Below are 21,255 nucleotides of genomic sequence, written 5' to 3' on the forward strand. Positions count from 1 at the left end.
TTTTGAGTCCCCCCTCCCCTTGCGGGAGGGGGGCAGGGGGAGGGGGTTTTCTCAGATCGAGCCGGCCCAGACTGTCGCAAGTCCGGCGGGGGCCGAGTTCGGTCCTCAGCCCATTCGCGCGCCGACGCGCGCAGACCCCTCCCCCTATCCCCCTCCCGCAAGGGGAGGGGGGACAATAAAAGAGAGCGCGCCCATCCTGGTCGTGCGCGGCCTCAGCGTGCCCGGCCATGGCGCGGCGGCCGTCACCGACATCGCGCTGGAGGTCGCGCCGGGCGAGATCCTGGGCATCGCCGGGATCGACGGCAACGGCCAGAAGCAGCTGGCCGAGGCGCTGGCGGGGCAGCGTCCCGCGAGTGGCGGCACGGTGCTGCTGGACGGCCGGCCGATCGAGCGGCTGGAGGTCGGTGCCCGGCGCCGGCTGGGCCTGCGCTATGTCACCGACGACCGGCTCGGCGAGGGGACGGTCGGCGCCTTCCCCGTCTCCCTGAACCTGCTGCTGAAGCAGATCGGCGAGCCGCCTTTCTGGTCGCGCGGGCTGGACCGGCCCGATGAGATCGACCGGAACGCCCGCGCCCTGGTCGCCGCCTTCGACGTGCGCACACCGGGCATCCGCACCCCGGTCGGCCGCCTGTCCGGCGGCAACATCCAGAAGGTGCTGCTGGCGCGCGAGCTGTCCGGCACCGCGCGGGTCGTGATCTACAGCAAGCCGACCTACGGGCTGGACGTGCAGAACATCGTCGCCGCCCGGCGGCGGATCCGCGACGCCGCCGATGCGGGGGTCGCCACCATCCTGATCTCCACCGACCTCGAGGAGTTGCTGGAGCTGTCGGACCGGATCGCGGTGATGTCGCATGGCCGCATCGCCGGCACCGTGGCCAATGACGACCGGGCGCGGCAGCGCGTCGGCGAGCTGATGATCGGGGCGCAACCATGACGGCGGATGCGGTGAACGGCACGGCGCCCGCCCAGAAGCCACCGGCCAAGCCCGGCCTGGCCGGCGCCGCCCTGCATTGGGCCCTGGTGACGCTGGGCCCGATCCTCGCAGCCCTGCTGCTGTCGGGCGCGGTGCTGCTGGCGCTGGGGACGGATCCGCTGGCCTATTACGGGCTCGTGCTGCAGCGGGGCCTGCTCTCCTGGCTCGGCCTGCAGGAGACGCTGTCGCGGATGGGACCGCTGCTGTTCCTCGCCGCCGGGCTGATCGTCGCCTTCCGCGCCGGCATCTGGAATCTCGGCACCGACGGGCAGTTCCTGCTGGCGGCGGTGATCGTCGCCGCGGCGGGGCCGCCGCTGGCGGATGCCCTGCCCGGCTGGATCGCCCTGACGCTGTGCCTGGCCCTGGCCGCCCTGGTCGGCGCCGCCTGGTCGCTGCTGCCGGCGCTGCTGCGCGCCTATCAGGGGGTGAACGAGATCATCACCACGCTGATGATGACCTTCCTCGGCACCTCCTTCGCCAATGTGCTGGTGAAGCTGGCCTTCCGTGACCCGGCGACCACCGTGCCGCAGACCCGCACCCTGGCCGTCGGCGACCGGCTGCCGCGGCTGTTCGGCAGCACCATCAGCAGCGGCTTGCTGCTCGGCCTGCTCGCCGTCGTGCTGGTGCATCTGATGATGACCCGCACCGCCTTCGGGCTGAAGCTGCGGGTCGTCGGCGCCAATGCCCGCGCCGCCGTGCATGCCGGGCTGCCGGTGCCGCGGCTGACCATCGCCGTCTTCGCCCTCTCGGCCGGCCTTGCCGCCATGGCCGGGGCGGTCGACATCATCGGCGTGCAGGGCAATGTCCGGGCCGACTGGAATCCGGCCTATGGCCTGGCGGTGATCCCGCTGGTGTTCCTGGCCCGGTTCAACGGCTTCGCCAGTATCGCCTTCGTCTTCCTGTTCTCGGTGCTGTCGATCGGCGGCGAGAGCGCGGCGCGGCGGCTGGGCGTGCCGCATTTCTTCACCCTGGTGGTGATGTCGATCCTGCTGATCGTGCTGGCGCTGGTCGAATACGCCGACCACCGGCGCCGCGAGCGGATGAGGGCCTGACCATGGACGGGCTGCTGACCCAGGCCTTCCTGACCTCGCTGGTGCTCGGCGCCATCACCGCCGGCGTGCCGCTGCTGCTGGCCGGGCTGGGCGAGCAGATCTCGGAGAAGGCCGGCGTGCTGAATGTCGGCATCGAGGGCATGATGCTGGCCGGCGCCTATCTCGGCTTCCTGGTCGCCTATTCCAGCGGGTCGATCTGGCTCGGCTTCCTCGGCGGCGCCGGGGGCGGGCTGCTGGTCGCGCTGCTGATGGCGCTGCTCTGCGTCCGGCTCGGCCTCAACCAGATCGTCATCGGCATCGCCCTGACCCTGGGCGCCGAGGGCATGACCGCCCTGCTCCACTTCTTCCAGTTCGCCCAGAGCTATCCGCGGCTGGAGGGTGCGGCCACCCTGCCGATCCCGCTGCTGTCGGCGATCCCGGTGATCGGCCCGGCCCTGTTCGACCGGCACCCGGTGGTCTATCTCGCCGTCGCGCTGGTCTTCGTCCTGGCCTGGGTGTTCCGCCGCACCGCCCTCGGCCTCGACCTGCAGGCAGCCGGGGACAAGCCGGCGGCGCTGGATGCCGCCGGGGTCGACGTGATCGGCATCCGCACCGCCGCGGTGCTGGCGACCGGCGCCCTGGCCGGCATCGGCGGCGCCTTCCTGGCCAATATCGGCGCCGGGCTGTTCATCCCCTTCATGACCAACGGCGCCGGCTTCATCGGCATCGTGCTGGCGATGCTGGCGCGCGGCCGGCCGGTCTGGGTGCTGCTCGGCGCCCTGCTGTTCGGCGCCTGCCTGTCGCTGACCACGGCGCTGCAGGTCGCCGGCGTCGACGTGCCGACCGACGTGATCCAGATGCTGCCCTTCGCCGCGGTGATGGCGGTGCTGGTGCTGTTCGGGCGGCGCGCCAGCCTGCCCGCGGCGCTGGGCCTGCCCTATGTCCGCGGTGCCCGCTGATGTCTTCCGGAGGAACCCATGACTGACACCAAGGTCTATCTGCTCGACGGCGGCTCGCTGGTCCTCGACGGCTACCACGTCTTCTGGAACCGCGGGCCTGGCGGCGAGATCCGCTTCCCGGTCTATTCCATCCTGGTCGAGCATGCCGAGGGCCGCTTCCTGATCGACAGCGGCTTCGACCACGACCATGTGATGAAGGTGCTGCCCTTCGAGAAGCCGCAGCAGACGAAGGAGCAGACCATTCCCGGCGCGCTCGGCCTGCTGGGGCTGGAGCCGAAGGATGTCGGCACCGTCGTCAACTCGCACTTCCACTTCGACCATGTCGGCGGCAACAAGTACTTCCCGCATGCGAAGAAGCTGTGCCACCGGGACGAGATCGCCCAGGCGGCGACGCCGCAGCCCTTCGAGGTGCTGGGCTATTCCGACCTGAGCTTCTCGGCCGAGGCCGCCGCCGCCCGCGGCAAGGGCGACCAGCTGCTGGCCGGCACCACCGACGCCAATTCCCGCTTCGAGACGATCGAGGGCGATGTCGAGCTGGCCAAGGGCGTGCACCTGCTGTTCACCCCCGGCCACGCCATCGGCCATTACAGCCTGCTGGTCGAGTTCCAGACCCGGCGGCCGATCCTGTTCACGATCGACGCCGCCTACACCCAGAAGAGCCTGGAGACGCTGTGCCAGGCCTCGTTCCACATCGACCCGGTGGCGGGCGTCGCCTCGATGCGGCGCCTGGCCAGGCTGGCGGAGGAGCGGGAGGCGGAGCTGATGTTCTCGCACGACGCCACGAACTTCGCCCATTACCAGACCGGCCCGAAGTTCTACGGGTAGCTCTTTCTTGTCATCCTCGGGCTTGACCCGAGGATCCAGGGGCAGCCGGAGCGGTTCTTGGTGGCCCCTGGATTGCCGGGTCAAGCCCGGCAATGACGGGGAAGGAGACCTCCGAACGGGAGTTTCCTGATGTCTACGCCCACGATCCGCGAACCCGTCTTCACCCTCACCTCCGGACCGGTCGACGCCTATCCGGCGGTGCTGCGCGGGCTGTCGCGCACCATCCATTACGACTACGACCCGGTGTTCCAGGCCTTCTACGAGCAGGTGGTCGAGAAGGCGCGGGCGGCGATGCGCCTGTCGACCCGGCCGGTGATCCTGCATGGCGAGCCGGTGCTGGGGCTGGAGGCCGCGGCGGCCTCGCTGATCGCCCGCGACGATGTGGTGCTGAACCTCGCCTCCGGCGTCTACGGCAAAGGCTTCGGCTACTGGGCCAAGCGCTATTGCGCCGAGCTGGTCGAGATCGAGGTGCCGTACAACGAGGCGATCGATCCGGAATCCGTCGCCCGGATGCTGCGGGAGCGGCCCGACATCCGCATCGTCTCGGCATGCCACCACGACACGCCGTCCGGCACGATCAACCCGGTCGAGGCGATCGGCCGGATCGTGGCGGAGCACGGCGCTTACCTCATCGTCGACGCGGTGTCGTCCTTCGGCGGCATGGATGTGCATCCGGAGGCCTGCCGCGCCGACATCTTCGTCACCGGGCCGAACAAGTGCCTGGGCGGCGCGCCGGGCCTGAGCCTGCTCGGCGTCAGCGACCGCGCCTGGGCCAAGATGAAGGCGAACCCGGACGCGCCCCGCGCCTCGATGCTGAGCATCCTCGACTGGGAGCACGCCTGGAGCCGGGAGAAGCCCTTCCCCTTCACCCCCTCGGTCGCCGAGGTCAACGGCCTGGACGCGGCACTGGACCAGTATCTGGCGGAGGGGCCGGAGGCCGTCTGGGCCCGCCACGCTCTGACCGCGCGGGCCTGCCGCGCCGGGCTGCAGGCCATGGGGCTGGCGCTGTGGCCGGCACGCGAGGCCATCGCCTCCCCCACCACCACGGCGGTGCAGGTGCCGGACGGCGTCGCCGACGAGGCGCTGCGCCGGGCGGCACGGGAGCGCTACGGCGTCACCTTCTCCGCCGGCCGCGGCGAGACGCTGGGGAAGCTGGTGCGCATCGGCCATATGGGGCCGACCGCGCAGCCGCTCTACGCCGTGGTGGCGATCAGCGCCCTCGGCGGTGCGCTCGGCGTGCTGGGCCATCCCGTCGATATCGGCCGCGGCGTGGCGGCGGCCATGGCCGCGATCGACGCCGGCTGACAATCAATCAAGCCAAAGGGAACAGGGACATGGCTTCGGATCTTTCGGGCAAGGTCGCGATCGTGACCGGGGCGGCGCAGGGCATCGGCCGGGCGATCGCGGAGCGGCTGGCGGCCGATGGCGCGCAAGTCGTCGTCGCCGACATCAATGCCGGCGGCGCCGCAGCGGTGGCCGCGGCGCTGGGGCACGGCAGCTTCGCCGTGACCTGCGACGTCTCCGACTCCGCTTCGGTCGCGGCGCTGCACGAGACCGTGGCGGCGCGGGCCGAGGGGGTCGACATCCTGGTCAACAACGCCGCGATCGTCCCCTTCATCGCCTGGGACGAGGTCGACCTGGCGCATTGGAACCGGATCGTCGCGGTCAACCTGACCGGCGTGTTCCTGATGTCCCGCGCCTCCTCCGACCTGATGCGGCGCGGCGGCCGCCAGGGCCGCATCGTCAATATCTGCTCCAACACCATCTTCGCCGGCACGCCGAACATGGCCGCCTATGTCGCGGCCAAGGGCGGCGTGTTCGGCTTCACCCGGGCCCTGGCGACCGAGCTGGGCAAGCACGGCATCACCGTGAACGCAGTGACGCCGGGGCTGACGGCGTCGGACGGCGTCATGGCCAGCCCGCACGCCCAGGCCTTCGGCTTCGTCGAGATGCTGCAGGCGATCCCCGGCCAGGGCCAGCCGCGGGACATCGCCCCGGCCGTCGCCTTCCTCGCCTCCGACGACGCGCGCTGGATCACGGGCCAGACCCTGAATGTCGACGGCGGGATGGTGCGCTGGTGAAGCGCAGACATCCCTGACCGGCGGGCGTTTCGGAACCCTACCGGCTGATGTCGATCGTCACCGTCTTGAGGTCCGACATCTCCAGAAGCGTGTGGCGGCCGCCGGTGCGGCCGATGCCGCTGGCGGTCCCCGCCGCGCCGCCGGCCGGGATGTGCGTCTCCCAATACGGGCTCATCTCATTGACGTTGACGATGCCGACCCTCAGCGCCTCGGCCCAGCGGAAGGCGTGGCGGATGGTCTGGGTGAACACCGCGGCGGACAGGCCGAGCCGGCTCTTCGTCACGATGCGGTGCGCCTCCTCCTCGTCGCGGAAGCGCAGCACCGGCACCACCGGGCCGAAGGTCTCCTCGACATTCAACAGGCTGTCGGGCGACAGGTCGGTGATCACCGTCGGCTGGTAGTGCAGCCGCGTCGCCAGCCCCTCGGCCCGGCCGCCGCCGAACAGGATCGAGGCGCCGCGCTGCCGGGCGTCGGCGAGATGGGCGTCGACCTTCTGCGCGTTCGGCTCGTTGTTCAGCGGCCCCATGGTGGTGGCGGGGTCGAACGGGTCGCCCATCCGCACCGCCCGGGCCGCCGCGACCAGCTTCTCGACGAAGGCGTCGTGCACCGCATCGGCCACCAGGATCCGCTCGGTCGAGGTGCAGATCTGGCCGGCATTGGCGAAGCAGCCGGCCGCCGCCCGGGCCGCGGCGGTGTCGAGATCGGCATCGGCCAGGACGATGGTCGGGCCGTTGCCGCCCAGCTCCACCATCAGCGGCTTGCCGGCGCCGCGCGACGCGATGATCCGCCCGGTCTCCGAGCTGCCGGTGAAGGCGATCGCATCGGTGCCGGGGTTGGACACCACCTCGTCGCCGACCTCCGGCCCGTCGCCGATCACGAGGTTGACGACGCCGTCCGGCACGCCGGCCTCGATCAGGCACTCCATCAGCTTCTCGGCGATGATCGAGGTGGTCGGCGCCGGCACCCAGACCATGGCGTTGCCGGCGGCGAGGCCGGGGGCGAGGTAGTAGATCGACGGCAGCGCCAGCGGGAAGTTCCAGGGCGTGACGATGCCGAACACGCCCTTGGGCTGCAGGAAGCTGAAGGCGCGCTTGTTGCGGTCCTCGACCGGGAAGCACGCCGTCTCCAGCCACTTGATCTGCTCGCCGGCATTGCGGAAGGCGGCGACCGCGGCGCCGGCCTCACCCAGCGCCTCGGCATGGTAGGGCTTGCCCTGCTCCAGGCACAGGGTGCGGGCCAGGTCCTCCTTGCGCTTCTCGATCGCGTCGGCGACGGCGAAGCACAGCTTCGACCGCTCCCACACCGACAGGCCGGCGATCTTCGGCTTCGCCGCATTGGCCGCGGCGATCGCCCGCTGCGCATCGGCGCGGGTGCCCAGCGGCACGAAGCCGACCACCGCCCCGGTGGCCGGGCTGGTGACCTCGAGGAACTCGCCGGAGCTGCCCTCCTCCCACCGCCCGCCGATGCGCATGCGGCTGACCGGGGCGCCGGACGGCGCGGTGGTGACCTTCAGGCCCTTGATCGTCTTCATCGGCATCGTCTCGGTTGGAGGGGAAGATCAGGCAGCGGCGAAGCCGTCGCGCAGGCGCAGCACCGCCTCCAGCGACCGGGTCACGGCGGCCTCGTACAGCTTCGCCCCGGCCTCGGCGGTGGCGTCGGACGGCCGGCCGATCACCCCGGTCGGGTTGATCTCCTCGAAGCCGCGCCAGACCGTGATCGGACTCGGGGAATAGAGATGCGGGTCGGGCCAGCAGGACGGCGTGCCACCGGCCGGGATCGCCTCCGCCCGCGCCGAGCCCGGGAACAGGTGCAGCATCAGCGAGGTCTCCAGCGCGCAGGCATGGCCGCAGCCCTGGTCGGCATCGGGCAGGATCGCCGCGGCATCCTCGCGGATCAGGTCGAAATAGGAGAAGGCGGCGCTGCGCACCCCGTCGGCGCCGAGCTCCGACACCGCCACCTGCAGCGCGCCGCGGTTGCCGCCATGGCCGTTCAGCACGATCGGGAAGAAGCCGTCGCGGGCCAGCGACCGGCAGACATCGACGACGATGGCGATGAAGGTCGACGGCCGTAGGCTGATCGTGCCGGGGAAGGCCAGGTGATGGGCCGAGGAGCCGTAGGAGATCGGCTCCGCCACCCGGATCGAGGGGTCGCGGCCCGAGACGCCGAGCGCCACCGCGGTCGCCAGCCAGATGTCGACGCCGGTGGCGAGGTGCGGCCCGTGCTGCTCCACCGCGCCGGTCGGCACCAGCACGGCACCGCGGGCCTTGCCGAGCTCCGGCGACGGGCTCCAGGCCAAGCGGCCGGGTCCGGGAGCGAAGAGAGGCGAACTCATCCGATACGTCCTTCATCGAGGCGCAGGCGCAGCATCCGGATTCCGGCATCGGCGATCAGCGCCAGGACGATGATCGCGCCCTTGAACAGATCGATGCTGGACGGGTCCACGCCGAAGACGCGCAGGGCATTGGTCAGCAGGCTGACGATGACGGCGCCGATCACCACCCCGGCCACCGTGCCGCGGCCGCCGAAGATGCTGGTGCCGCCCAGCACCGCCGCGGCGATGGCGTCGAGCAGCAGCGGCGTGCCGCCGAGATTGGGGGTGACGACCGGCACACGGCTGATCATCAGCACCGCGGTCAGGAAGGTGAAGATGGCGGCGACGACATAGGTCAGCAGTTGCTGCCGCGGCAGCGGCACGCCGGCCAGCTGCGCCGCGGCGGGGTCGGAGCCGATGGCGTAGGTGCGCAGGCCGAAGCGGGTCCAGCGCATCAGTCCCCAGGCGCCGATGGCGATCAGCCCGACCAGCAGCACGGAGTTCGGCACCCCGGCAATCTGTCCGACGCCGATATCCTTCAGGGTCGGGCTCTTCAGGATCAGCACACCCTTCTGCGCCACCCACAGCGTCGCCCCCTGCACCGCCACCATGGTGGCCAGCGTGACGACGAAGGGCGGCACGCGGAGGTAGCCGACCAGAAGGCCGTTCAGCAGCCCCAGCAGCGCCATGGTGGCGAGGCCGGCCAGCAGCGCCAGGGCCAGCGGGTCGCCCGCATCCAGCCGCCCGGCCATCACCACGCTGCAGAAGGCCACCGCCACCCCGGCCGAAAGGTCGATGCCCCCGGTCAGCAGCACCACGAAGGCGCCGAGCCCAAGCAGCGCCACCGGCGTCGCCTGGGCCAGCACGTTGCGCAGGCTGTCGGGCGTCACCACCCGCGCATCGATCAGGCCGAACGCCGCCACCAGCAGGATCAGCAGCAGGAGCGGCGCGAGGTCGAGGGCGCGGCGGAGCCAGGGATGGCGGGTGTCCATATCAGCCGCGCCAGTCGGCGACCGCCTCGGGCTGGCCGCTAGCGACGCTGCGCCGGATCGCGTCGTTGACTGCGACGGCGCGCAGCGCCTCGGGCACCGACATGACGAAGGGCTTGTCCTCGCGCACCGCCTGCACGAAGTGGCGCAGTTCCTCATACAGGTCGCCCATGATCCGGCCGTTGACGGTCGGCCAGTGCAGCCCGTCCGGCAGGCTCCAGGCGCCACTCGACAGCACCCGCAGGCCGTGGTCGCGGACGTCGAGGTCGACCACGCCCTTGGTGCCGATCACCTCGGTCCGGGCCCAGATGCCGGTCGGGATGTCGCTCGGCAGCGACCAGCCGAAATAGAGCTGGCCGACCATGCCGTTCGACATGTCGCAGGTGGTGAAGATCGCGTCCTCGGACTGGACGCCGAGGCTGGGCATCAGTTTGGAGACGGCGCGGGAATACACCCGGGTGACATCGGCGCCGCTGATCCATTGCAGCGCGTCGACATCGTGCACGCCGAGATAGAAGCAGACGCTGGAGGAACCGTTCATGCGGGTGCCGATGTCGCGCACGGTGAACCGGCCGGACGAGGCGTGGATCGGATCGCCGATCCTGCCGGCGCGCACCGCCTCCGCCGCCTGCACATAGCGCGGGTCGTGGCGCAGGATATGGGCCACCAGCAGGCGGCCGCCGCCCTTCTTCTCCGCCGCCGCCATGGCCTGCGCCGCCTCCAGCGTGTGCGCCATGGGCTTCTCGACCAGCACCGGCTTGCCGGCCTCGAGCAGGGCACAGGTGACGTCCTGGTGCAGCGTGTCCGGCAGCGCCACGACATAGGCGTCGGCGGCATCGGCGGCCAGCGCCGCCTGGACGTCGCTGAAATGCCGGGCGTCGTACTGGCCGGCGGTCTTCCGGCCCAGCTCCGCCGACAGGTCGACGACCGCCGACAGGGTCGCGGTCTCCAGCCCGGCGATCGCCTGGGCGTGGAACTGCCCCATGAAGCCGGCGCCGACGATGGCCAATCTCATCCTGCTCATCCCGCTACCCTCTCCTGTTTCGTCGGGCGAGGCGTCTCGGCGCCGCGGCCGAAGGCCAGCGCCATCACCTCGGTCTCGGTCGCGCCGCGCGGCAGCTCGCCGGCGGTGCGGCCCTCATGCATCACCACGATGCGGTCGGCGACGCCCAGCACCTCGGGCAGCTCGCTCGACACCATCAGGATTCCGGCGCCCTGCGCCTTCAGCTCGGCGATCAGGGCATGCAGCTCCGACTTCGCGCCGACATCGACGCCGCGCGTCGGCTCGTCCAGCAGCAGCACCCGCGGGCGGGTCGCCAGCCATTTGCCGATCACCACCTTCTGCTGGTTGCCGCCGGACAGGTCGCCGACGCGCTTGCGCGGATCGGGCGGGCGGACGCCGAGCTGCCGGATCAGCCGCCCGGCCTCGGCTGCCAAGGCCGCCGGTCGGACGAGGCCGAACGCGCTGCGCGCGCGGATCCAGGCCAGGGTGACGTTGTCCTGAATCGACATCGGCCCGACGAAGCCTTCGAGATGCCGGTCCTCCGGCACATAGGCGACGCCCAACCCGTTGGCCCGGCGGGCGTCGCCGGCCGGCAGAATGGCGCCGCCGATCCGGATCGTGCCGGCGCGGTGGGCGGACAGGCCAGCGATGCAGCGCATCACCTCGGACCGGCCGCTGCCCATCAGCCCGGCCAGCGCCACCACCTCGCCGGCATGGACGGTCAGGCTGGCCGAGCGCAGCAGCCCGCCATCGGCGATGTCCTCGACCGCCACCAGCAGCGCGCCACGCGGCACCGGCCGGTGCGGGAAGACATTGCCGATGTCGCGGCCGACCATCATCCCGATCAGCGCCGGCTCGTCGAGGTCGCGGATCGCGCGGTCGCCGACGAAGCGGCCGTCGCGCAGCACCACGGCGCGGTCGGCCAGGGTGAAGATCTCCTCCATCTTGTGCGAGATGTAGAGGATGGCGCAGCCGATCCCCTTCATCCGGCCGATCAGCTCGTAGAGGCGGTCGCGCTCGCGGGTCGACAGGGCGCTGGTGGGCTCGTCCATGATCACCAGCCACGCCTCGGACAGCATCGACTTGGCGATCTCGACCATCTGGCGCTGGCCGACGGTCAGCGTGCCGACACGGTCGTCGGGCCGCAGGCCGAGGCCGAACTGGTCGATCACCTCGCGCGCCTTGCGCCGCATCTCCGCCCGGCGCAGGGCGATGCCGCCGGGCTCGCGCCCCAGGAACAGGTTCTCGGCCACGGTCAGGTCGGGCACCAGGCTGAAATGCTGGTGGATCACGGCGATGCCGGCGGCCGCCGCCTCGGCGGGCGTGCGCAGCCGCACCGGCCTTCCGTCCAGGATCAGCCCGCCCTCATCCGGCTGGTGCACGCCGGACAGGCATTTCACCAGGGTCGACTTGCCGGCGCCGTTCTCACCCGCCAGCGCCACCACCTCGCCGGCGCGGATGTCGAAGGCCACGCCTTCCAGCGCCTTGACGCCGGGGAAGATCTTGCCGAGGCCGACGATGCGCAGTTCGTGCCGGTCCAGCCGGCGCGACACGGCCGCCTCCTCCACCGTGTGGGCGGCGCGGCTGCGGCGTCGTCCCTTCGCCACGGCCGCGGCCAGCCGGTCGCGCTGGCTCAGCAGCACCGCGAACAGCACCAGCCCGCCGGTGACGATGTAGATCGCCTGCTGCGGCACCTGCAGGAAGGACAGGCCGGTGTTGATGGCGCCGAGCAGCAGCGCGCCCAGCGCCGTGCCGGTGACGCTGCCCTCGCCGCCCGACAGCTTGGTGCCGCCGACGATGGCGGCGGTGATCGCCGCGAACTCCAGCCCGGTGCCGGCCAGCGGCTGGGCCGAGCCGAGGCGGCCGATGATCACGACCGCGCCCAGCCCGGCCGACATGCCGGCCAGGACATAGGTCAGGGTCTGCACGGTGCGGACCGGGATCAGCGAGGCCCGGGCCGCCCCGGTATTGCCGCCGACGGCGAAGATCCAGCGGCCGAGCACGGTGCGGTGCAGCAGCGTCCACCAGCCGGCGAGCAGCAGCGCCGCCAGCAGCAGTGAGGCCGGGACGCCGAGGATGTCGGCACTGCCGGCCCAGAGCAGCACCGGGCTGTCGACCGGGATGCTGGAGGCGCCGGACAGGCTGAGCGCCGCCCCCTTCCCCGCCGCCAGCGTCGCCAAAGTGGCGATGAAGGGGCTGATGCCGACGGCGCTGATCAGGAGGCCATTGATCAGCCCGACGGCGCCGCCCGCGGCCAGTGCCGCGAGGATGCCGAGCAGCGGCGATCCGGTGGCGCCATAAGCCTGGCCGGCGACGATGCCGGAGATCGCCAGCGTGCTGCCGACCGAGATGTCGATGCCGCGGGCGATGATCACCGCGGTCATGGCGAAGCCGACGATGGCGATCACCGCCGTCTGCTGGCCGATCGAGACCAGGTTGGCGAAGGACAGGAAGCCGGGCCCGGCGAGGCCGAAGCCGACCAGCACCAGCAGGATCAGCCCGGCCAGCACCAGGTCGTTGCCGAAGCCTGCGCCGGCCAGCGCCAGGCGCCGCGCCGCGGCGGCATCCGCCGGTTTCGGAGGCATCGCTTGCTCCCGGTCCTTCGCCCGTCGCGTCACTGGCCGACGGTCATGGCGGAGGTCGGCAGCTTCGGCCCCAGCTGCTCGGTATAGGCCTTGGCCGCCTTGGTCGCCGCCTCCGGCGTGATGTGCTCGAATTTCAGCCCCTTGCCGGCCAGCGCCTGGGCGGTGGCGTCGGAGGTGACGAAATAGGTCGGCATGTACAGGTCCTTGGGCATGGCCTCGCCCTTGGCCAGCCGCGCCGCGACGGCGATGTTCCAGTAGCCGACGCGGTAGGCGCCGGTCAGGACGTCCATCACCATCGACCCGTCCTCGAGCAGCGGGTGCATCTCCTCGTCGCCGTCATAGCCGGCATAGAGCAGCTTGCGATCCATCGCCTGGGCGACGGCGCTGGCGGCCAGGCACATCGAATCCGAGATGCAACCGATCGCCTTCAACTCGGGATAGGTCGTCAGCCAGGTCTGCGCCGCGTCGGTGGCCTTGGCCGAATCCCAGCCGGTGGGCTGGATGCCGACCAGCTTGATGTTCGGGAACTCCTTGGCCAGGGTCTCGGTGAAGGCCTTCTCGCGGGTGTCGGAGACGAAGTTGCCGCGGGTGCCGACCAGCAGGCCGACCTCGCCCTCGCCGCCGAGGGTCTGGCCGAGGACGCGGGCCACCATCGACATGTTCTCCCGGTCCGGATACAGGGTCGAGGTGTTCCAGCCGCCCTCGACCTTGTTGCCCATGGTGATGACCGGGATCTTGGCCGCCTCGGCCTTCTTGATCACCGGCAGCAGGGCGTTCTTGTCCAGCGGGTCGACCAGGATCGCGTCGACCTTCTGGTTGATGAAGTTCTCGATGATGGCGACCTGCTTCTCCAGGCTGCCCTCGGCGCTCTGCCAAGTGGCCTTGACGCCGTAATCCTGGGCCGCGGTGTCGCCCGCCTCCTTCATCCGCACGAAGAAGGAGTTCTGCAGGTCGATGGCGGCGAGGCCGAGCACCGGCTCGGCGGCGGATGCGAGGCCCGACAGGGCCAGGACCGCGGTAAGGGCCACGCCCGACAGCACATGCTTGATCATTGTTTTGGTCCTCCTGTGAAGCCTCGGTTGCACTGTTCTTGTTGGGAGGGCGTCGCCCTGCGGGCTTTGCCCTCCAGGCCCCCGCGTTCAGGCAGCGAGGCCGTCCGGTCCCGCGCCGCAGACCAGGCCGCAGACGACATCATCCTCGCGCGGCACCACCCGGCCGGATTGCAGCGCCGCGACCGAGGCGGCGCCGCTGAGATCGGCGGCCAGGCCGAGCTCGAACCACAGCCAGCGCGCCGCCCGCTCCATGTCGCGGTCCTCGATCAGCACCACCTCGTCGACGGTGTCGCGGATGATGTCGAAGATGCGCGGATCGGTGCGGCCGCAGGCCATGGTCGGCACCGCGGTAGTGACGGCATCGAGGGTGACCACCTGCCCCGCATCCAGGCTGGCGCGCAGGGTCGGGGACCCGACCGGCTCGATGCCGACGATCCTGGCCTTCGGGTGGAGAGCGCGGATCGCCGTCGCCATGCCGGCGGCCAGGCCGCCGCCGCCGATGGCGATCAGGAACAGGCTGGCCTCCGGCAGCTCCGCGGCGATCTCCAGCGCCACCGTGCCCTGCCCCGCCACCACCTCGGGATCGGCGAAGGGATGGAAATAGACGGCGCCGGTCGCCTCGGCGAAGGCGCGGGCGGCGCGGTCGGACTCGTCCCAGACCGTGCCCTCGATCCGGATCTCGGCGCCCCATCCGGCCAGCTTGGCGCGCTTGGCCGGCGACGCGTTGCCGGGCAGGAACACGGTGGTCTTGACCCGGGCGAGATGCCCGGCCCGCGCCACGGCCAGGCCGTGATTGCCGCCCGAGGCGGTGACGATGCCGCGGGCCAGCGTCGCCGGGTCGGCGGCTAAGAGCCGGTTGGTCGCGCCGCGCGCCTTGAACGAGCCGGTGACCTGCAGGCATTCCAGCTTGAGCCACAGCGGCGCCGCCGCCGCCGCCGGCGCCTGCAGCAGCTGGTCGGCCCGGACCAGCGGAGTGCGCCGGACATGGCCGCGGATCCGGCCGGCCGCGGCCTCGATGTCGCCAAAGCGGATCATCCGAGGCTTCCGCGATAGGGCGAGGCGACGACCAGGCAGCAATTGCCCGGCCGCACCCGTCCCGGCTGGCGGCGGGCATAGACGATGCCGTCGGCGCCGTAGCGCAGCTCGGCCGGCGCACGGCCCGGATCGTGCAGGAAATGGATGCGCCCGGCCGGCTGTCCGGCCCGCACCTCGGCGCCGTTGCGGTGATAGGGCTCGAACACCCCGTCGTCGCCGGCGAGGACGTAGGAGGATGCGCCCGCCACCTCATAGACCTTGGGATCCGGGCGGCGCAGCGCGGCGAAGGACGGGTCGAGCACGCCGAGATGGGCCAGCACGCTGCGCACGCCGCGGCGGCAGATGTCGAGCGCGTCGAGCGACACTGTCCCCGCCCCCGCCATCTCGGTGCCGACCACGGTCAGCCCGGCGGCGACGGCGGCGGCGGTGGCGGTGCGCGGCTCGCCCAGATTGTCGACCACGACGGTGATCGGCGCGCCGAAGGCCAGCACGGCGTTGATGTTGCGGCGCTGATGCGCGGGATCGGGCGCCGGCTCGACGATCGCGCTGGGCAGGATGTCGAGCGACGAGCCGCCGGAGTGCAGGTCCAGGAAGGCGTCGCCGCGCGGCAGCAGCACGTCCTGCACATAGGCCGAGATCTGCCGGGTGATGGTGCCGGCGGGATCGCCCGGGAAGGTGCGGTTGAAGTTCAGCCCGTCGACCGGCGAGGTGCGCTTGCCCGCCACCACCGCCGGCAGGTTGATCGCCGGGATCAGGATCAGCCGGCCCTGGATCGTGCCGGGGTCGAGGTCGCGGATGATCTCGCCGAGGGTGATCGGCCCCTCATACTCGTCGCCGTGGTTGCCGCCCTCGAGGATCACGGTCGGGCCGGTGCCGTTGGCGATCACCGCCAGCGGAATGCGCACGGTGCCCCAGGCGTCGTCGTCCGGCGATTGCGGGATGTGGAAGAAACCGACCTGCCGGCCCTTCCTGTCGAAGTCGATATCGGTGAAGGCGGTGCTGCGGCGCATCGCCGGCCCGCCCCTGCTCGATCCCACCGCCACGGTCTCGATGCTTTCCACCAGCGCCTCCCTCGGCGGTCGCGGCCGCCGTCGTCCGGAACGCTATTGCTGTTTCATTGGTGATGTCAACGTCATATATAAAACATTCATCGGAACGCGGGCGGCGGCGATACAGTCCCGCCCGGACTCGCCTGGGGGTTGGATGTGACGGAGAAGAAGGCGGCCTATTCGGCGCCGGCGCTGGAGAAGGGCCTGGACATCCTGGAGCTGCTGGCCAGCCGGGACGAGCCGCTGTCGCTGACCCGCATCGCCGACGAGCTGGGCCGGTCGAAGAGCGAGATCTTCCGCATGGTGATGGTGCTGCTGGAGCGGGACTACCTCGCCCGCGACCCGGCCAGCGACGACCTGACCCTGACCAACCGGCTGTTCTCGCTGGGGCTGCGCACGCCGCGGGTGCGCAACCTGGTGACCGAGGCGGTGCCGGTGATGAACGCGCTGGCGGCCGAGACCGGCCATTCCGCCCATCTGGTGGTGCTGTATCGCGGCCGCACCGTCGTGCTGGCCTCGGTCTCCGGCGAGCCGGACATCAGCTTCACCCTCAATCTGGGCTTCAACCGGCCGGCGGTGGACGCGACCTCCGGCCAGGTGATCGTCGCCTTCCAGCCGCCGGAGGTGCAGCAGCGGCTGATCCGCGAGAGCCTGCCGCAGGCCCAGGGCCGGGTGACCGAGGCGGAGCTGCGGGCATCGCTGGACGGCATCCGCGGCCGCGGCTTCGAGCTGCATGAGAGCCGCGACTTCGTCGGCCTGACCGACATCTGCTGCCCGATCCTGGACCGCAACGGCCATGCCGTGGCCAGCATCATCATCACCTGCATCAAGCGCCACGGCCAGGAGGCCCGGCTGATGGACGCCCTCGACGCCCTAAAGCGCGCCTGCGCCGCGATCAGCCAAGCCGCCGCCTGAAGACAGCAGGCGCATCGTTCGGCATATCGATCGCCCGTCTTTGGACGTCGTGAAAGGAGCAATCGAGCGCCATCTGCAAGGCCGTCACGGAATTGCGGGTGCTGGCACGCATTGCGGCCGCAATCAGCTGGTGATCAGCCCACCAGCCTTCTCGATGAACGCCCCGATCTCGGCCACGCCGTCGCCGCCGCGCACCCGGGCGAAGACGAAGGGGCGGTCGCCGCGCATCTTTCTCGCATCCCGGTCCATCACCTCGAGCGAGGCGCCGACCAGCGGCGCCAGGTCGGTCTTGTTGATCACCAGCAGGTCCGACCGGGTGATGCCCGGCCCGCCCTTGCGCGGGATCTTGTCCCCGGCCGAGACGTCGATGACGTAGATGGTGAGGTCCGCCAGCTCCGGGCTGAAGGTGGCGGCCAGGTTGTCGCCGCCGGATTCGATCAGCACCAGGTCGAGGCCCGGGAAGCGGCGCCGCATCTCCGCCACCGCCGCCAGGTTGATCGAGGCGTCCTCGCGGATCGCGGTGTGCGGGCAGCCGCCGGTCTCCACCCCCAGGATACGATCGGAGGACAGCGACCCGGCGCGGTTCAGGAACTCCGCATCCTCCTTGGTGTAGATGTCGTTGGTGATGGCCGCGATGTCGTAGCGGTCGCGGAAGGCGCGGCAGAGCGCGTCCATCAGCGCCGTCTTGCCGGAGCCGACCGGGCCGCCGATGCCGACGCGCAAAGGTCCGTTCTGGGTCATGTGCGGAACAACCTCGTATACTGGGTCTCGTGCTGCATCGATGCGATGTCGGCGGCGACCGCCAGGCCGCCGCAGGCGGTGAACGGATCGCCATCCGGCAGCGCGGCGGCCCGGGCCGCCGCGGCCTCCACCGCCGGCATCAGCGCGGCGATGGCGCGCTGGCCGTCGGTCTGGCCCAGCGGCACCAGGCGCTGCGCCGCCGACACTAGGTTGGCAGCGACGGCGTGCAGGAAGGCGGTCAGCGCCGGCGCCAGCGCGATGCCGTGGCCGGCGGCGCAGGCGGCGACCGCGACCGGATAGGCGACGGTCTCACCCACGCGCGCGGCCAGCCGCTCCAGCACCGGCACCGGCCAGGCGGCGCGGGAGATCGTCAGGAAGGCGGTGCCCTGGGCCAGGGTCTCGACCTGCCGCTCGCGTGAGGCGGCCAGCGCTGCGGCCAGGTCGGCGACCTCGGCCAGCCGGTCGTCGTCGCCGGAGAGGGCAGCGCGGTGGGTGTGGACGAACAGCACGGCGTCGTTCCAGCCGGCGCCGTTCGCCAGCGCATCCTCGATCCAGGCGACCAGGCCGGGCCGGTCGGTGACCCAGCCGGCCTCGTTCGCCCATTCCAGCCCGCTGGAATGGCTGAAGGCGCCGACCGGGTAGGACGGCGACAGCCAGGCCATCAGCCGGTACAGCGCCGCGTCAGCCATGCGAGTGCCCGTGTACGGCGCCATGGCCGTAGGCGCCGCCTTCCGGATCGAACGGTGCCTCGATCGCGTTGACCGTGCCGCCGAGGCCGCGCACCATCTCCTCGATCACATGGTCGGCGCGGATGCGCAGAGCGTCGGGCAGCAGCTGGGTCGGCAGATGCCGGTTGCCGAGATGCCAGGCAATGCGGATCAGCTCGGCCTGGCTGCCGGCGCGGATCTCGACCAGCCGCTCCGGCGCCGCCGCGACCAGGACCAGGCTTTCATCCTCGCTCTTGAGCGCGTCGCCGTCGCGCAGATGCGCCGCCTCGGACAGGTCGAGCAGCACCACCGTCCCGGCCTCGCCATAGAGCACGATGCGGCGGCGGTGGCGGGAATCGTAGTCCAGCACGACCCGGTCGGAGGCAGAGGTGGGGGCGAAGCTTCCGGCCGGGACCACGGCGGTGAAGCGCTTCATGGCCGTACCCGGACGGTCGACACCGAGCCCGCCCCCTCACCCTCCCACGCGCTGCGCGCGCGGGTCCCTCCCTCTCCCCGAGGAGAGGAAAAAGGAAGCGCAGCCAGACACCTCTCCTTGGGGAGAGGTCGAAACCGCGCAGCGGTTTCGGGTGAGGGGGTGGGCTCGGTCTCGATCACAGTCACGGCCATCTCAGAACAGAAAGTACCGCTGCGCCAGCGGCAGCACCGCGGCGGGTTCGCAGGTCAGCAGCTCGCCATCGGCGCGGACCTCATAGGTCTCCGGATCGACCTCGATCACCGGGGTCGCCGCATTGTGCATCATGTCGGCCTTGCCGATGCCGCGGGTGCCCTCGACCGCCACGACCTCGCGCGCCAGGCCAAGGCGCCGGCCGATGCCGTCCTCCAGCGCCGCCTTCGACACGAAGGTGATGGCCGATGCCGCCATCGCCCGGCCGAAGCCGCCGAACATCGGCCGGTAATGCACCGGCTGCGGCGTCGGGATCGAGGCGTTGGGGTCGCCCATCAGCGCCATCGAGATGGTGCCGGCCTTCAGCACCAGCTCCGGCTTCACCCCGAAGAAGGCCGGGTCCCACAGCACCAGGTCGGCCAGCTTGCCGATTTCGACCGACCCGACATGCCGCGACAGGCCCTGCGCGATCGCCGGGTTGATGGTGTATTTGGCGACGTAGCGCTTGACCCGGGCATTGTCGTTGTCGCCGGTCTCCTGCGCCAGCCGGCCGCGCTGGACCTTCATCTTGTGCGCGGTCTGCCAGGTGCGCAGAATCACCTCGCCGATCCGCCCCATCGCCTGGCTGTCCGAGGAGATGATCGAGAAGGCGCCGAGGTCGTGCAGGATGTCCTCGGCCGCGATCGTCTCGCGCCGGATCCGGCTCTCGGCGAAGGCGACATCCTCCGGGATCCCGGCATCCAGGTGATGGCACACCATCAGCATGTCGAGATGCTCGTCGAGCGTGTTGACGGTGAAAGGCCGGGTCGGGTTGGTCGAGGACGGGATGACGTTGGCGAGGCCGGCCACCCGGATGATGTCCGGCGCGTGGCCGCCGCCGGCGCCTTCGGTGTGGAAGGCGTGGATGGTGCGGCCCTTGAAGGCGGCGATGGTGTCCTCGACGAAGCCGCTCTCGTTCAGCGTGTCGGTGTGGATCATCACCTGGATGTCCATCGCGTCGGCGACGCCCAGGCAGCAATCGATCGCCGCCGGGGTGGTGCCCCAATCCTCATGCAGCTTCATCGAGGAAGCGCCGGCGCGGATCTGTTCGACCAGCGCGTCCGGCCGGCTGGCATTGCCCTTGCCGGAGATGGCGAGGTTGACCGGCAGCCCCTCCGCCGCCTGCAGCATCCGGGCGATGTGCCAGGGGCCGGGGGTGCAGGTGGTGGCCTTGGTGCCGGTGGACGGGCCGGTGCCGCCGCCGACCAGGGTGGTGACGCCGCTGGCGAGCGCATCCTCCACCTGCTGCGGGCAGATGAAGTGGATATGGCAGTCGATACCGCCGGCGGTCAGGATCTTGCCCTCGCCGGCGATCACCTCCGTCCCCGGGCCGATGACGATGTCGACGCCCGGCTGGATGTCCGGGTTGCCGGCCTTGCCGATCCGGGCGATGCGGCCGTCGCGGATCGCCACATCGGCCTTCACGATCCCCCAATGGTCAAGGATCACGGCGTTGGTGATGACGGTGTCGGCGGTGCCCTCGGCGCGGGTGGCCTGGCCCTGGCCCATGCCGTCGCGGATCACCTTGCCGCCGCCGAACTTGACCTCCTCGCCATAGATCGTGTGGTCGCGCTCGATCTCGATGAACAGCTCGGTGTCGGCCAGGCGCAGCCGGTCGCCGGTGGTCGGGCCGAACATGTCGGCATAGGCGGCGCGGGAGATGGAAACGGGCATGTCGGCCTCCTCAGCCCCGGACCGGATCGAGCGGCCCCATGACCGCCTGGCGGAAGCCGGTCGCGACCCGCGCGCCGGCCAGCTTCACCAGCCTGACCTCGCGGCTCTGCCCCGGCTCGAACCGCACGGCCGTGCCGGAAGGGATGTCCAGCCGCCGGCCCCGGGCCTTGTCCCGGTCGAAGGACAGGGCCGGGTTGGTCTCGAAGAAGTGATAGTGGCTGCCGACCTGGACCGGCCGGTCGCCAGTGTTGGCCACGGTCAGGACGATGCTGTCGCGGCCTGCGTTCAGCTCGATCTCGCCCTGCGCCGGAAAGAGTTCGCCCGGGATCATGCTGCGGCTCCGTCAGCGGATCGGCTGGTGGACGGTCACCAGCTTGGTGCCGTCGGGAAAGGTGGCTTCGACCTGGACGTCGTGGATCATCTCGGCGATGCCCTCCATCACCTGGTCGCGGGTCAGCACATGAGCGCCGGCCGACATCAGGTCGGCCACCGAGCGGCCGTCGCGCGCGCCTTCGGTGACGAAGTCGGAGATCAGCGCCACCGCCTCCGGATAGTTCAGCTTCACGCCGCGCTCCAGCCGCCGGCGCGCCACCATCGCGGCCATGGCGATCAAGAGCTTGTCCTTCTCCCGCGGGGTCAGGTTCAAGGGGTGTCCTCCCGG

At 71.1% G+C, this 21,255-nt stretch carries 21 protein-coding genes; 7 read left to right on the plus strand and 14 right to left on the minus strand.

Annotation, left to right across the window (positions count from 1 at the left end; all coding sequences use genetic code 11):
• Positions 1–202 precede the first annotated feature (202 nt).
• The 6 genes from BWR60_RS22500 to pldH all read left to right on the plus strand — a co-directional run bounded on the left by BWR60_RS22500 (position 203) and on the right by pldH (position 5,869).
• Positions 203–934 carry an ATP-binding cassette domain-containing protein gene (locus tag BWR60_RS22500; RefSeq protein ID WP_218823625.1) on the plus strand — a complete coding sequence of 244 codons (732 nt, stop codon included), beginning with the start codon at positions 203–205 and terminating at the stop codon, positions 932–934.
• A complete protein-coding gene (locus tag BWR60_RS22505) occupies positions 931–2,025 on the plus strand; it encodes a putative B6 ABC transporter permease subunit 2 (protein WP_088153269.1) in 1,095 nt (364 codons plus the stop codon). The genes BWR60_RS22500 and BWR60_RS22505 overlap by 4 nt, the downstream gene beginning before the upstream one ends.
• A 2-nt stretch (positions 2,026–2,027) precedes the next feature.
• A complete protein-coding gene (locus tag BWR60_RS22510; RefSeq protein ID WP_088153270.1) occupies positions 2,028–2,963 on the plus strand; it encodes a putative B6 ABC transporter permease subunit 1 in 936 nt (311 codons plus the stop codon).
• A gap of 18 nt (positions 2,964–2,981) precedes the next feature.
• A complete protein-coding gene (gene pldA, locus BWR60_RS22515; protein WP_088153271.1) occupies positions 2,982–3,788 on the plus strand; it encodes a 4-pyridoxolactonase in 807 nt (268 codons plus the stop codon).
• 129 nt (positions 3,789–3,917) lie between these two features.
• Positions 3,918–5,093, plus strand: a complete 1,176-nt coding sequence (gene ppaT / locus BWR60_RS22520; protein ID WP_088153272.1) for a pyridoxamine--pyruvate transaminase — start codon at positions 3,918–3,920, stop codon at positions 5,091–5,093.
• 29 nt (positions 5,094–5,122) lie between these two features.
• Positions 5,123–5,869, plus strand: coding sequence for a pyridoxal 4-dehydrogenase, SDR-type (pldH, locus tag BWR60_RS22525; protein WP_088153273.1), 747 nt, complete (start codon positions 5,123–5,125; stop codon positions 5,867–5,869).
• Positions 5,870–5,906: 37 nt separating this feature from the next.
• Here the strand turns inward: pldH and BWR60_RS22530 are convergent, their stop codons facing one another.
• From BWR60_RS22530 to BWR60_RS22565, 8 genes are all read right to left on the minus strand, one after another.
• Positions 5,907–7,400 carry an aldehyde dehydrogenase family protein gene (locus tag BWR60_RS22530; protein WP_179221896.1) on the minus strand — a complete coding sequence of 498 codons (1,494 nt, stop codon included), beginning with the start codon at positions 7,398–7,400 and terminating at the stop codon, positions 5,907–5,909.
• 27 nt (positions 7,401–7,427) lie between these two features.
• The gene (locus BWR60_RS22535) at positions 7,428–8,201 is read right to left on the minus strand and encodes a creatininase family protein (protein WP_088153275.1); all 774 of its coding nucleotides are present in this window, start codon (positions 8,199–8,201) and stop codon (positions 7,428–7,430) included.
• Positions 8,198–9,172 carry an ABC transporter permease gene (locus BWR60_RS22540; protein ID WP_088153276.1) on the minus strand — a complete coding sequence of 325 codons (975 nt, stop codon included), beginning with the start codon at positions 9,170–9,172 and terminating at the stop codon, positions 8,198–8,200. Before BWR60_RS22540 ends, BWR60_RS22535 begins: the two co-directional genes overlap by 4 nt.
• A gap of 1 nt (position 9,173) precedes the next feature.
• Positions 9,174–10,184, minus strand: coding sequence for a Gfo/Idh/MocA family protein (locus BWR60_RS22545; protein ID WP_179221897.1), 1,011 nt, complete (start codon positions 10,182–10,184; stop codon positions 9,174–9,176).
• 5 nt (positions 10,185–10,189) lie between these two features.
• The gene (locus BWR60_RS22550; RefSeq protein WP_088153278.1) at positions 10,190–12,757 is read right to left on the minus strand and encodes an ATP-binding cassette domain-containing protein; all 2,568 of its coding nucleotides are present in this window, start codon (positions 12,755–12,757) and stop codon (positions 10,190–10,192) included.
• A 29-nt stretch (positions 12,758–12,786) separates the two neighbouring features.
• Positions 12,787–13,809 (minus strand): sugar ABC transporter substrate-binding protein, encoded by a 1,023-nt coding sequence (locus BWR60_RS22555; RefSeq protein WP_088153279.1) that lies wholly within the window; start codon positions 13,807–13,809, stop codon positions 12,787–12,789.
• Positions 13,810–13,896: 87 nt separating this feature from the next.
• Positions 13,897–14,844 (minus strand): threonine ammonia-lyase, encoded by a 948-nt coding sequence (locus BWR60_RS22560; protein ID WP_088153280.1) that lies wholly within the window; start codon positions 14,842–14,844, stop codon positions 13,897–13,899.
• A complete protein-coding gene (locus tag BWR60_RS22565) occupies positions 14,841–15,905 on the minus strand; it encodes a succinylglutamate desuccinylase/aspartoacylase family protein (RefSeq protein ID WP_218823626.1) in 1,065 nt (354 codons plus the stop codon). The genes BWR60_RS22560 and BWR60_RS22565 overlap by 4 nt, the downstream gene beginning before the upstream one ends.
• A gap of 144 nt (positions 15,906–16,049) precedes the next feature.
• Between BWR60_RS22565 and BWR60_RS22570 the strand changes: the two genes are divergently transcribed.
• Complete coding sequence (locus BWR60_RS22570) at positions 16,050–16,808, plus strand: IclR family transcriptional regulator (protein WP_144445706.1); 759 nt, start codon at positions 16,050–16,052, stop codon at positions 16,806–16,808.
• A 123-nt stretch (positions 16,809–16,931) separates the two neighbouring features.
• Here the strand turns inward: BWR60_RS22570 and ureG are convergent, their stop codons facing one another.
• The 6 genes from ureG to BWR60_RS22600 all read right to left on the minus strand — a co-directional run bounded on the left by ureG (position 16,932) and on the right by BWR60_RS22600 (position 21,240).
• Positions 16,932–17,549 (minus strand): urease accessory protein UreG, encoded by a 618-nt coding sequence (gene ureG, locus BWR60_RS22575; RefSeq protein WP_088153282.1) that lies wholly within the window; start codon positions 17,547–17,549, stop codon positions 16,932–16,934.
• Positions 17,546–18,238: an urease accessory protein UreF gene (locus BWR60_RS22580; RefSeq protein ID WP_088153283.1), complete on the minus strand. Its 693-nt coding sequence runs from the start codon at positions 18,236–18,238 to the stop codon at positions 17,546–17,548. Before BWR60_RS22580 ends, ureG begins: the two co-directional genes overlap by 4 nt.
• Positions 18,231–18,692: an urease accessory protein UreE gene (locus tag BWR60_RS22585; protein ID WP_088153284.1), complete on the minus strand. Its 462-nt coding sequence runs from the start codon at positions 18,690–18,692 to the stop codon at positions 18,231–18,233. Before BWR60_RS22585 ends, BWR60_RS22580 begins: the two co-directional genes overlap by 8 nt.
• Before the next feature lie 192 nt (positions 18,693–18,884).
• Positions 18,885–20,594, minus strand: a complete 1,710-nt coding sequence (ureC, locus tag BWR60_RS22590; RefSeq protein WP_088153285.1) for an urease subunit alpha — start codon at positions 20,592–20,594, stop codon at positions 18,885–18,887.
• A 10-nt stretch (positions 20,595–20,604) separates the two neighbouring features.
• Entirely contained in the window at positions 20,605–20,925 is a 321-nt protein-coding gene (locus tag BWR60_RS22595; protein WP_088153286.1) for an urease subunit beta, read from the minus strand.
• A gap of 12 nt (positions 20,926–20,937) precedes the next feature.
• Positions 20,938–21,240 carry an urease subunit gamma gene (locus tag BWR60_RS22600; protein WP_088153287.1) on the minus strand — a complete coding sequence of 101 codons (303 nt, stop codon included), beginning with the start codon at positions 21,238–21,240 and terminating at the stop codon, positions 20,938–20,940.
• Between the last annotated feature and the right edge of the window lie 15 nt (positions 21,241–21,255).

Origin of the sequence: Inquilinus limosus (assembly GCF_002195995.1) — a bacterium.
In the GTDB taxonomy this organism is placed as follows: Bacteria; Pseudomonadota; Alphaproteobacteria; order DSM-16000; family Inquilinaceae; genus Inquilinus; species Inquilinus limosus_C.

Excerpts from the sequence above, each read along its gene's own strand:
- BWR60_RS22505 (WP_088153269.1), top strand. The coding sequence starts at position 931 with ATGACGGCGGATGCGGTGAACGGCACGGCGCCCGCCCAGAAGCCACCG.
- BWR60_RS22510 (WP_088153270.1), top strand. The coding sequence starts at position 2,028 with ATGGACGGGCTGCTGACCCAGGCCTTCCTGACCTCGCTGGTGCTCGGC.
- pldA (WP_088153271.1), top strand. The coding sequence starts at position 2,982 with ATGACTGACACCAAGGTCTATCTGCTCGACGGCGGCTCGCTGGTCCTC.
- ppaT (WP_088153272.1), top strand. The coding sequence starts at position 3,918 with ATGTCTACGCCCACGATCCGCGAACCCGTCTTCACCCTCACCTCCGGA.
- pldH (WP_088153273.1), top strand. The coding sequence starts at position 5,123 with ATGGCTTCGGATCTTTCGGGCAAGGTCGCGATCGTGACCGGGGCGGCG.
- BWR60_RS22530 (WP_179221896.1), bottom strand. The coding sequence starts at position 7,400 with ATGAAGACGATCAAGGGCCTGAAGGTCACCACCGCGCCGTCCGGCGCC.
- BWR60_RS22535 (WP_088153275.1), bottom strand. The coding sequence starts at position 8,201 with ATGAGTTCGCCTCTCTTCGCTCCCGGACCCGGCCGCTTGGCCTGGAGC.
- BWR60_RS22540 (WP_088153276.1), bottom strand. The coding sequence starts at position 9,172 with ATGGACACCCGCCATCCCTGGCTCCGCCGCGCCCTCGACCTCGCGCCG.
- BWR60_RS22545 (WP_179221897.1), bottom strand. The coding sequence starts at position 10,184 with ATGAGATTGGCCATCGTCGGCGCCGGCTTCATGGGGCAGTTCCACGCC.
- BWR60_RS22550 (WP_088153278.1), bottom strand. The coding sequence starts at position 12,757 with ATGCCTCCGAAACCGGCGGATGCCGCCGCGGCGCGGCGCCTGGCGCTG.
- BWR60_RS22555 (WP_088153279.1), bottom strand. The coding sequence starts at position 13,809 with ATGATCAAGCATGTGCTGTCGGGCGTGGCCCTTACCGCGGTCCTGGCC.
- BWR60_RS22560 (WP_088153280.1), bottom strand. The coding sequence starts at position 14,844 with ATGATCCGCTTTGGCGACATCGAGGCCGCGGCCGGCCGGATCCGCGGC.
- ureG (WP_088153282.1), bottom strand. The coding sequence starts at position 17,549 with ATGACCCAGAACGGACCTTTGCGCGTCGGCATCGGCGGCCCGGTCGGC.
- BWR60_RS22580 (WP_088153283.1), bottom strand. The coding sequence starts at position 18,238 with ATGGCTGACGCGGCGCTGTACCGGCTGATGGCCTGGCTGTCGCCGTCC.
- BWR60_RS22585 (WP_088153284.1), bottom strand. The coding sequence starts at position 18,692 with ATGAAGCGCTTCACCGCCGTGGTCCCGGCCGGAAGCTTCGCCCCCACC.
- ureC (WP_088153285.1), bottom strand. The coding sequence starts at position 20,594 with ATGCCCGTTTCCATCTCCCGCGCCGCCTATGCCGACATGTTCGGCCCG.
- BWR60_RS22595 (WP_088153286.1), bottom strand. The coding sequence starts at position 20,925 with ATGATCCCGGGCGAACTCTTTCCGGCGCAGGGCGAGATCGAGCTGAAC.